The sequence below is a fragment of the Actinospica durhamensis genome, from assembly GCF_018139695.1.
Classification (GTDB): domain Bacteria; phylum Actinomycetota; class Actinomycetes; order Streptomycetales; family Catenulisporaceae; genus Actinospica; species Actinospica durhamensis.
This window is the reverse complement of the sequence record NZ_JAGSOG010000285.1, coordinates 1-10533: the sequence shown is the minus strand read 5'-3', so window position 1 is coordinate 10533 and position 10533 is coordinate 1. Positions and strand designations below refer to the sequence as shown.

At 69.0% G+C, this 10533-nt stretch carries 8 protein-coding genes and 1 tRNA gene; 2 read left to right on the top strand and 7 right to left on the bottom strand.

Translation table 11 applies throughout. From position 1 onward, the window contains the following. Positions 1-21: 21 nt before the first annotated feature. The 4 genes from KDL01_RS34315 to KDL01_RS34300 all read right to left on the bottom strand — a co-directional run bounded on the left by KDL01_RS34315 (position 22) and on the right by KDL01_RS34300 (position 4667). On the bottom strand, positions 22-426 hold the full coding sequence (locus KDL01_RS34315) for a hypothetical protein (RefSeq protein WP_212532855.1): 405 nt from the start codon (positions 424-426) through the stop codon (positions 22-24). Positions 427-608: 182 nt separating this feature from the next. Further along, a complete protein-coding gene (locus KDL01_RS34310; RefSeq protein WP_212532854.1) occupies positions 609-1736 on the bottom strand; it encodes a hypothetical protein in 1128 nt (375 codons plus the stop codon). A 173-nt stretch (positions 1737-1909) separates the two neighbouring features. Continuing rightward, positions 1910-3559, bottom strand: a complete 1650-nt coding sequence (locus tag KDL01_RS34305) for an APC family permease (protein ID WP_212532853.1) — start codon at positions 3557-3559, stop codon at positions 1910-1912. Between the two features lie 496 nt (positions 3560-4055). Beyond that, complete coding sequence (locus KDL01_RS34300; protein ID WP_212532852.1) at positions 4056-4667, bottom strand: ANTAR domain-containing response regulator; 612 nt, start codon at positions 4665-4667, stop codon at positions 4056-4058. A 119-nt stretch (positions 4668-4786) separates the two neighbouring features. Here KDL01_RS34300 and KDL01_RS34295 point away from each other — a divergent pair. Both KDL01_RS34295 and KDL01_RS34290 read left to right on the top strand, forming a co-directional pair. Next, positions 4787-4862, top strand: a tRNA-Leu gene (locus KDL01_RS34295). Between the two features lie 90 nt (positions 4863-4952). Continuing rightward, complete coding sequence (locus KDL01_RS34290; protein ID WP_212532851.1) at positions 4953-5750, top strand: hypothetical protein; 798 nt, start codon at positions 4953-4955, stop codon at positions 5748-5750. Positions 5751-5858: 108 nt separating this feature from the next. Here the strand turns inward: KDL01_RS34290 and pyk are convergent, their stop codons facing one another. The 3 genes from pyk to KDL01_RS34275 all read right to left on the bottom strand — a co-directional run. After that, entirely contained in the window at positions 5859-7325 is a 1467-nt protein-coding gene (pyk, locus tag KDL01_RS34285; protein ID WP_212532850.1) for a pyruvate kinase, read from the bottom strand. Between the two features lie 173 nt (positions 7326-7498). Next, positions 7499-8959 (bottom strand): glutamate synthase subunit beta, encoded by a 1461-nt coding sequence (locus KDL01_RS34280; RefSeq protein WP_212532849.1) that lies wholly within the window; start codon positions 8957-8959, stop codon positions 7499-7501. Next, positions 8952-10533, bottom strand: a 1582-nt coding sequence (locus KDL01_RS34275; RefSeq protein WP_246577407.1) for a GltB/FmdC/FwdC-like GXGXG domain-containing protein, incomplete at its 5' end; no start/stop codon positions are given. The genes KDL01_RS34280 and KDL01_RS34275, both read right to left, overlap by 8 nt.

The following is a 10533-nucleotide window of genomic DNA, read 5'->3' as shown; positions in this document are numbered from 1 at the left end:
CCCACCCCGCGTCCGGCCCGTTCAGCGCCCGGTGCGCAGCGCGATCCGGCCACAGATCGCGGCCAGCGGCAGCTCGATGAACACGGCGCTGAACCAGGCCATCGCACTGTCCAGACCCTTGGCCGAGGTCGAGGTGTCGAACCACGCGTCGACCACCAGCATCGCCGCGCTCGCCCCGGCCACCGCCCCCACCCGCACGTCGCCGCGGCGGCGCAGCCACGCGGTGGCGGCCAGCATCAGCGCCAGCAGGACGTCGAACCCGGACCACGCCAGCGACCAGTTGCGCGCCACCGCGTGCGCCGGCAGCGTCAACGCCAGCACCGCGATCCACGGCACCAGCGCCAGCGCGCAGACCGCAAGCAGCCGCACCTCCGGCTCCCGGCGCCCGTGCAGAATCTCCCGTGTGGCGATGGACATCGCGCTCATGACGGCCCTCCCGATCGGCGTTCGCTTCGCCCACCACGATGCCGTGCGCACCCCCTCCGGCGGATCGCCTCAGGGATCGATCTCACCGGCTCATGCCACGGGACCAGTCAGCCCGCAGCACTCCCCCGCACGGATGACCCGGCCCCGCGACCCGCGGGTCCGGAGCCGGGCCACCGGGTACCTCAGAGCCCGAATTCCGACCGGAGCCCGGCCAGGCGATAAGAGAGCTGATGCGCCCCGAGCCGGTGCAGCGCCTCCCGCAGGGTCGTGAAGTCCCGCCGTGCGGCCGCCGCGGCCAGCACCGGGTCCAACGGGATGCGCGCCTCCTGGAGCCGCTCCACCAGCCACACCAGGCCCGAAGGATCAGCCCAGCCGGCGTACCAGGACAGCAAGGCGTCCGGGCACTCCTCCGGCGCCGAAGCCACCAGCAGCGAGGCGAGCCTCCCCCGCTGGGATGAGGAGAGCTCCGCCTGCGACGAGGTGAAGTACGCCGTCTGCTCGGCCATCGGAGCAGCCAGCAGCGCGGGCACCAGCATCGTGGCCGCGTCCGCCGCGTCCACCGTGCTCGCGATCGACGCCAGCGACGCGAACGGCCGCCGGCCCAACACGTCGAGCAGCACCTCCACGTCGGCGTGCGAACCGTCCTTGACCAGACAGTCCAACAGGACCGCACAGGCCCCGTCGCTCGCACCCGTCGCCAGACCCGAGAGCACCGGCTCCACCTCGTGCTCCCGATTGGCCTTGCGCAACGCGCCCACCAACGCCCCCGCGTCCTCCGGGCGCCCGGCCACCACCGAGACCAGCAGGTCCAACGCGGACTGCGAATGCCCGCGCTTGCGCAACACCGCGCTGTAACGCAGCACGGTGGACACCGGCTTGTTGCGCGCCGCCGCCGTGAACGCGTACACCGCGAGTTCGGAGCGCCGGCCCGCGTTCAGGTACGCGGCCAACGACTCCAACTCCCCTTCAGAACTCTGGTACTTGGCCAGCACCGCGTCCAGGAAGTAGTACGCCAGATCCGGCACTCCCGCGCTCATCAGCGCGCTCGCCGTATAAGCGGTCGAAGACGGATGCGGCCCGCAGGTCTCCACGATCTCGTGGAAGACCTGTTCCGCCGCCGTCACCGCCCCCGCCGTCATCATCCGCCCGATCAGGGCGGCCGTCCGATCCGCGGGCAACGTCGTCGCCACCAGGTGCGCCACCCGCCGATAGAGCTCGAAACACTCCTCGAGCCTTTCCTCCTGTTCGTACTGCTCGGCCAGAGCCAACACCCTGTGGCCAGACCAGTACGACGTATCCGGAAGCTGCATCGACCTCCCCGTCCTCGCTCATCCGCGCAGCGCGATCCGCGCGGCAAACACGACAACTCGGGCGCGTTTCTATCACGGAAACAGCAGGAGTGGAAGGGGTCCGTGTACACAGAGCGGGACCCCGGCAACACTGTGCTGCCGGGGCCCCGCGGGTATACCGAGATGCGCGCGCGTCAGTGCGCGGGCAGCTCCGCCACCGAAGTGGTCTCGATCGCCGAACGGAGCTTGTCCACCGGGAGCGCGACGGCCTGGGCCCAGTAGTAGATCGCCAGGCTGAACACCGTCACGGCCAGGATGTCCGACCACCAGTAGTGCAGCGGCGCGGTCTTGAACAGGAAGCTGTGTCCGGGACCGAAGTCACTCGCCCAGCAGATCGCGCCCATGCCCAGCAGATAGATCGGCAGCCAGGAGGCCGCGCGCAGGTCCAGGATCAGCGGGTTCGAGTTGAGCCTGAACACCTGGGTGACCACGATGACCAGGTAGCCCAGCACGATCGCGATGCCGAGGCCCTCGAGCGTGCTCCAGCCGGACCAGAAGATGACCAGGTTCGCCACGACGAAGGCGAGCGGGGCCATCCACACACCGCCGAAGAGCCGGAACGGGCGCTCCCAGTCCGGCAGCTTGGTGCGGAACACTCCGAACGCGAGCGGGGCGCCCGCGTACATCAGGACACTCGCCGAGGTGATGAAGCCGACGAAGTTGTTCCAGTTCGAGTAGTTGATGAAGCAGGCACAGCCGATGATGAAGGACAGCAGCAGACCCACCCACGGGATGCCGGCGCCGTTGAGCTTGCCGGTACCGCGCGGCCAGTAGCCGTTCTTCTCCATCGCGATCGAGTACCGCGAGGTGGCGGTGGTGTAGATGACACCGGTTCCGAACGGAGAGACCACGGCGTCGAAGAAGAGCACCTTCGCCAGCCAGCCCAGGCCCACCAGCGTCGTCAGACCCGCCCACGGACCGGAGATGCCGGGGAAGTTCAGGTCGGACCACATGTGCGGGATGTTCGCGGCCGGGATCGCGCCGATGAAGAACACCTGCAGCAGGATGTAGACCGCGGCGCCGATGAGGATCGAGTAGATGGTCGCCCGCGGGATGTCCTTCTTCGGGTTCGAAGACTCCCCGCCGAGCTGGATCGCCTGCTCGAAGCCCAGCAGCGAGAAGATGATGCCGCTGCCGGAGACCGCGCCGAACACGCCCTCGATGCCGTGCGGCATGAAGCCCTCGCCGGCCGAGAAGTTCGACGCGTGGAAGTGGGTGACCGCGACGATCAGGATCGTGGCCAGCGGGACGGCGATCTTCCACCAAGTGATCGCGTTGCTGACCTGGGCCAGCGCCCTGATACCGATGAAGTTGACCGCGACGAAGATCGCCATGGCGATGACGGCGACCAGATAGCCCCACCCGTGCAGCGTTCCGGTCGATGTCGTCCAGTTCGCGGCGAAGGAGTAGTGGCCGGTGTAGCTCAGCGTGGCCTCGACCTCGATCGGTGCCACCGACGCGGCCTGCAGCCAGGCGAACCAGCCGAACGACGCGCCCGCCGCGCCGCCGAAGGCGTAGTGCGCGAACCGCGCCGAACCGCCCGCGACCGGGAACATGCCGCCGAGCTCGGCGTGCACGAGCGCGAGGATGATGATGGCGACGGAACCGATGCCCCACGCGATGATCGCGGCCGGACCCGCCGTGACCAGCGCGCGTTCCGCACCCTTGAGCCATCCTGAACCGATGATCGAGGTCTCCGAAGCCCACAGCAGGCCGATCATGCCTACGTTGCGCCTCAGATGATTGCTGGCTCCGGCTGTAGCCGGAGCTGTGTCAGTTGCCATACGTGAATCCTTCACTCGTTTCAGGCGGCGGGCCGTGTGTGGGTCGTCACGCACGGCAGAGGCGTTGGCTCATGTTAGAGACACGTATGCCCTGTGAGAAGAGTGTCTATGCTGCGATTTGGTAAACCCCTCTTCTCACTGAAACTGTGACATCAGCGCAGGTCATAGCAGGTTCTGATCACTTGTCAACCAAGATCAGCCCAAGTTTCCGGGCACTCGCCCGACCTTTCGGCCCACGATCTGGACCGCCCGCCGCATCTCACCACCCGTCAGGTTTCCAGGTCGCGGAACCGGCTTCATTCCCAATTCCCCATTACCGGTTAAGGGGCGGGAAATACCGCATCAGGGCACGATCGGGCTCAGGTATACGAAAACCGGCCGTCTCCCGCACGGGGTGCGGAAGACGGCCGGTGAGCCGAGAACGGATGAGCGGACGAGCCTCAGGGCCCGGATGTACCGGTCCGCCGCGCAGGGCGCGGCAGGCGGCGGGCGGGGACTACTGGGCCGAGGAGGACGGCGTGGTGCCGTCGACCACGGCCTGGGCCACCTCGCGCATGGTCAGGCGGCGGTCCATCGAGGTCTTCTGGATCCAGCGGAACGCGGCCGGCTCGTTCATGCCGAGCTGCGCCTGCAGCAGGCCCTTGGCCCGGTCCACGATCTTGCGGGTCTCGAAGCGCAGCTGCAGGTCGGCCACCTCGTTCTCGAGGGCGCGCAGTTCCTCGTAGCGGGAGGTGGCCATCTCGATCGCCGGCACCAGGTCGGCCTTGGAGAACGGCTTGACCAGGTACGCCATAGCGCCGGCGTCGCGGGCCCGCTCGACCAGCTCGCGCTGGGAGAAGGCGGTGAGCATGAGCACCGGGGCGATCTTGGCCTCGCCGATGCGCTCGGCGGCCGAGATCCCGTCCAGCACGGGCATCTTCACGTCGAGGATGACCAGGTCGGGCCGCAGCTCCTCGGCCAGCTTCACGGCCTGCTCGCCGTCGCCCGCCTGCCCGACGACGTCGTAACCCTCCTCGGCCAGCATCTCGGCCAGGTCCATGCGGATCAGCGCCTCGTCCTCGGCGATCACCACGCGCTTACGCGGCTGGTTGCTGTCCTCGGCGGTCATCGTGCCTGCCCCTTTTGCTGCTGCCTGTCGCGACTATGGTGTTAGACCAGCCTAGTGGACACCGACTGTCCCGCGCACCGCAGGTCCGGGATGCGGTATGCTCTCGCGTTGTATGGGGAGCCCCGGTAGCCCAACTGGCAGAACGGCAACGGATTCAAAACCCGTACAGTGTGGGTTCGAATCCCACCCGGGGCACAAAGCTCAAATTATGCTACTTTTACTCATTCCTAGTGAATGAGTTCTATTTCTCCGCATACGCGCGGGTGTCGACCCATTCTGGGTGACATGCCCGTCATCGCACACTCGCTCGAAGTTCGCACCAAAGCCATCGCCATGCTGCGCAACGGCATCGGAAACGCCGAGGTCGCCCGCGCACTCCACGTTCCCGTCGGCACGATCGGCGCCTGGAAGCACAAGGACCGTCGGCGCTCCGGGACCCTGCCGGGTCGACGCGTTTCGATCTGCCCGCGCTGTGATCCCGGCGGCCGGCTGCTCAATCGCCGGTCCTACGCCTATCTTCTCGGCCTGTATCTGGGCGACGGATACATCGGCAGCGGCAAGCAGATGCGCGAGAAGGGCGTCACCTTTCTGAGCATCTCCTGCGCCGACGCGTGGCCAGGCCTCATGGACGAGTGCGAGGCCTCCATCCGGGACGTCATGCCCGGCAACAGCGTGCACCGGGTGCAGAGGCCCGGGATGCACGAGGTGAAGGCCTACTCGAAGCACTGGACGTGCCTGTTCCCGCAGCACGGGCCCGGGCGCAAGCATGAGCGGCCGATCGTGCTCGAGGACTGGCAGCGGGAGATCGTCGCGCAGTTCCCGGAGCGGTTCATCGGGGGGCTCATTCACTCGGACGGATGCCGCGTGTACAACATGGCGGTGCGCACGCGGGGCGGGAAGACCACGCGCTACTACTACTCCCGGTACCACTTCACGAACGAGAGCCCTCATATCCGGGATCTGTTCACCGAGGCGCTGGACCGGCTGGGCGTGCGGTGGCGGTACAACAACCGCAACTGCGTCTCCATAGCCAGGCGGGAGTCGGTGCGGCGGCTCGACTCCTTCGTGGGGCCGAAGTACTGACTGCCGCGGTCCCGTAGCCCCGCGCAACGCGAACGGGAGCCACTGCGCCGGCCCGACCCTGGTCGAACCCGCGCACTGGCTCCCGCCGCCTACCGCTCTACGCCCGCGTCACGCCTTGGCGCGGTATGCCGGGGCGGCTCCGCCCACGGCGTCGCCGACGCGGTGGACGCGCACGGCGTTGGTCGAGCCGGGGATCCCGGGCGGGGAGCCGGCCGTGATGATGATGAGCTCGCCGGGCTTGCAGCGGCCGAGCTCGAGCAGGGCGTGGTCGACCTGGACGACCATCTCGTCGGTGGAGCCGACCTCTTCGCCGATGAAGGTCTCCACGCCCCAGGTCAGCGCCAGCTGCGAGCGCACGACCGGGTCGGGGCTGAAGGCCAGGACCGGGATCGGCGAACGGTAGCGGGCGAGCCGGCGGGCGGTGTCGCCGCTCTTGGTGAAGGCGACCAGATAGCTGGCGGAGAGGTAGTCGCCGAGCTCGGCGGCGGCACGGGCCACGGCGCCGCCCTTGGTGCGCGGCTTGGAGATCGCCTGCGGCAGACCCTTGGCCAGCACCTCGGCCTCGACCGCGCAGATGATCCGGGCCATGGTCTGGACCGTCTCGACCGGGTAGTCGCCGACCGAGGTCTCGGCCGAGAGCATCACCGCGTCGGCGCCGTCGAAGATGGCGTTGGCCACGTCGCTCGCCTCGGCCCGGGTGGGGCGGCTGGCGGTGATCATGGAGTCCAGCATCTGGGTGGCCACGATGACCGGCTTGGCGTTGCGGCGGCACATGGTGACGAGCTTCTTCTGCACCAGCGGCACCTGCTCGAGCGGCATCTCCACGCCGAGGTCGCCACGGGCGACCATGACGCCGTCGAAGGCGTCCACGATCTCGTCCATGTTGTCGACCGCCTGCGGCTTCTCCACCTTGGCGATGACCGGCAGGCGCACCCCGATCTCGTCCATCACCGCGTGGACGTCCTCGACGTCCTTGGCGCTGCGCACGAAGGAGAGCGCGATCATGTCCGCGCGCACCCCGGCCTCGTTCTCGCCGAGGGCCCAGCGCAGGTCCGCGATGTCCTTCTCGCTCAGGGCGGGGACGGAGACGGCGACGCCGGGCAGGTTGATGCCCTTGTTGTTGGAGAGCTTGCCGCCCTCGACGGTGCGGCACTTGACCCGCGGCCCGTCCACCTCGACCACGTCCAGGGCGACCCGGCCGTCGTCGATCAGGATGCGGTCGCCCGCGTGGCAGTCGCCGGCCAGGCCCTTGTACGTGGTGGAGCAGATCTTCTGGTCGCCCGGCACGTCCTCGGCGGTGATGGTGAACTCGTCGCCGCGCTCGAGCAGGATCGGGCCTTCGGCGAAGGTGCCGAGGCGGATCTTCGGACCCTGGAGGTCGACGAGCACGCCCACGGCGCGGCCGGCCTGGTCGGCGGCCTTGCGCACGTTGAAGTAACGCTCCTCGTGCTCGGCGTACGAGCCGTGGGAGAGGTTGAGCCTGGCGATGTCGAGGCCGGCGGCTACCAGGGCCGAGAGCTGCTCGAGAGTTGCGGCCGAGGGGCCGAGTGTACAGACGATCTTCGCGCGACGCATATCAGCGACCCTATCCCTTACCCACAAGTAACTAAGTCCTAACGAGGGAATCCCGCTCCGACTCCGGTGCGCGCACCACCAAGGCCGGTGTCCACCGCAATCCTAACCACATCAGTCAGGGGCGACTTCACCGGAAGTCGCCCCTGACGCTCAGATGTACACCTGAGAAAGAATCAGACCAACAGCTGACGGTCGGTCGGCTCGATCGGCGCCGGCAGGGTGGAGTGCGCGGCCAGGTACCGGTCCACCGCCGCGGCGGCGGAACGGCCCTCGGCGATCGCCCAGACGATGAGCGACTGCCCGCGTCCGGCGTCCCCGGCCACGAACACGTTCTCCACGTTCGTGCGGTACTCGCCGTCGCGCCGGATGTTGCCGCGCTCGTCGAGGTCAAGGGCGAGCTGGGCGACCAGGCCGTTGTCCTGCTCCGGGCCGGTGAAGCCCATGGCGAGCAGCACCAGGTCGGCGGGCAGTTCCCGCTCGGTGCCCGGGACCTGGACGAAGCGTCCGGCCTCGAACTTGACCTCGGTCAGCCGCAGGACCCTGACGTGACCGTCCTCGTCGCCGGCGAACTCGGTGGTGCTGACGGCGTAGACCCGCTCGCCGTTCTCCTCGTGCGCGGAGGTGACGCGGTAGGTCATCGGGTAGGTCGGCCAGGGCTGGCCCGCCGGGCGCTCGCTCGGGGGCTCGGGCATGATCTCGAGCTGGGTGACCGAGAGCGCGCCCTGCCGGGTGGCGGTGCCGAGGCAGTCCGCGCCGGTGTCGCCGCCGCCGATGACGATGACGTGCTTGTCCTTGGCGGTGATCGGCGGGGTGACGAAGTCGCCCTCCGAGGACTTGTTGGACAGCGGCAGGTACTCCATCGCCTGGTGGATGCCCTCGAGCTCGCGCCCGGGCACCGGCAGGTCGCGGGCCTTGGTGGCGCCGACGGCGAGCACGAGCGCGTCGTAGCGGTCGCGCAGCTGCGAGGCGAGGATGTCCTGGCCGACGGCGACGCCGGTGCGGAACTTGGTGCCCTCGGCCCGCATCTGCTCGATGCGCCGGTTCAGGTGCCGCTTTTCCATCTTGAACTCGGGGATGCCGTAGCGCAGCAGGCCGCCGATGCGGTCGGCGCGCTCGTACACGGCCACGGTGTGCCCGGCCCGGGTCAGCTGCTGGGCGGCGGCCAGGCCGGCCGGCCCGGAGCCGATGACGGCGACGGTCTTGCCGCTGTGGCGCTCGATCTCCTGCGGCTTGACCAGCCCGGCGTCCCAGGCCTTGTCGATGATGGAGACTTCGACGTTCTTGATGGTCACGGCCGGCTGGTTGATGCCGAGCACGCAGGCGGTCTCGCACGGCGCGGGGCACAGCCGCCCGGTGAACTCCGGGAAGTTGTTGGTCGCGTGCAGCCGCTCGATGGCCTCGGCCCAGTCGTCGCGCCAGACCAGGTCGTTCCACTCGGGGATGAGGTTGCCGAGCGGGCAGCCGTTGTGGCAGAAGGGGATGCCGCAGTCCATGCAGCGGCCGGCCTGCTTCTGGATGAACGGAAGCAGCGCGCGCTGCGGGTAGACCTCTTTCCAGTCCTTCACCCGCTGCTCGACCGGGCGGCGCTCGGGGTGCTGGACCGGGGTGGTCAGGAATCCGCGCGGGTCAGCCATGAGCGGCCTCCATGATCTTCTCGAGGGTCTCCTGCTCGCTCAGGCCCGCGCGTTCGGCGGCGGCCCGGGTGCCGAGTACCTGCTTGTAGTCGATGGGCATGATCTTCGCGAAGCGGGCGATCGAACCCGCCCAGTCGGCGAGCAGGACGGCGGCGGCCTGGGAACCGGTCTCTTCGAAGTGGCGCTTGACGGTCTCGTGCAGGAACGCGCGGTCGTCGGCGTCGAGGGCCTCGACGGCGACGAGGCCGGGGTTGACCCGCGCGACCTTGAGATCGAGGACGTAGGCGATGCCTCCGGACATGCCGGCGGCGATGTTGCGGCCGTGTTCGCCGAGGATGACGACGCGGCCTCCGGTCATGTACTCGAGCGCGTGGTCGCCGACGCCCTCGACGACCAGGGTGGCGCCGGAGTTGCGCACCCCGAAGCGCTCGCCGACGGTGCCGGACAGGTAGATCTCGCCGCTGGTGGCACCGTAGCCGACGACGTTGCCGGCGATGATGTTGCGCGAGGAGTCGAACCTGGCCTCGCGCGGCGGGCGGACCACGATGCGGCCGCCGGACAGGCCCTTGCCGACGTAGTCGTTGGCGTCGCCCTCGAGCCGCAGCGTGATGCCGCGCGGGAGGAAGGCACCGAGCGACTGGCCGGCCGAGCCGGTCAGGGTGATGTCGATGGTGTCGTCGGCCAGGCCGGCGCCGCCGTACTTCTTGGTCACCTCGTGGCCGAGCATGGTGCCGACGGTCCGGTTGACGTTGCGCACCGGCAGCTGCACCCGCACCGGGGTGCCGTCCTCGAGCGCGTCGTGCGCGAGGTCGATCAGCTGGTTGTCCAGGGCCTTGGCGAGGCCGTGGTCCTGGACCGTGGTGCGGTGGCGCGGGGCGCCCTCGGGCAGCTCGGGCAGGTGGAAGAGCGGGGTCAGGTCAAGGCCCGCGGCCTTCCAGTGCTCGACCGCCTTGGTGGCGTCCAGGTGCTCGACCCGGCCGACCGCCTCCTCGATGCTGCGGAAGCCGAGCTCGGCGAGCAGCTCCCTGACTTCCTCGGCGATGTACTCGAAGAAGGTGACCACGAACTCGGGCTTGCCGGAGAAGCGGGCGCGCAGTTCGGGGTTCTGGGTGGCGACGCCGACGGGGCAGGTGTCGAGGTGGCACACGCGCATCATGACGCAGCCGGAGACGACGAGCGGCGCGGTGGCGAAGCCGAACTCCTCGGCGCCGAGCAGCGCGGCCACGACCACGTCGCGGCCGGTCTTGAGCTGGCCGTCGGTCTGCACGGTGATCCGGTCGCGCAGCCCGTTGAGCAGCAGCGTCTGCTGGGTCTCGGCCAGGCCGAGCTCCCACGGGCCGCCCGCGTGCTTGAGCGAGGTGAGCGGGGCTGCGCCGGTGCCACCGTCGTGGCCGGAGATGAGCACCACGTCGGCGTGTGCCTTGGACACGCCCGCCGCGACCGTGCCGACGCCGACCTCGGAGACCAGCTTGACGTGCACGCGGGCCGAGGGGTTGGCGTTCTTCAGGTCGTGGATGAGCTGGGCGAGGTCTTCGATGGAGTAGATGTCGTGGTGCGGCGGCGGGGAGATGAGG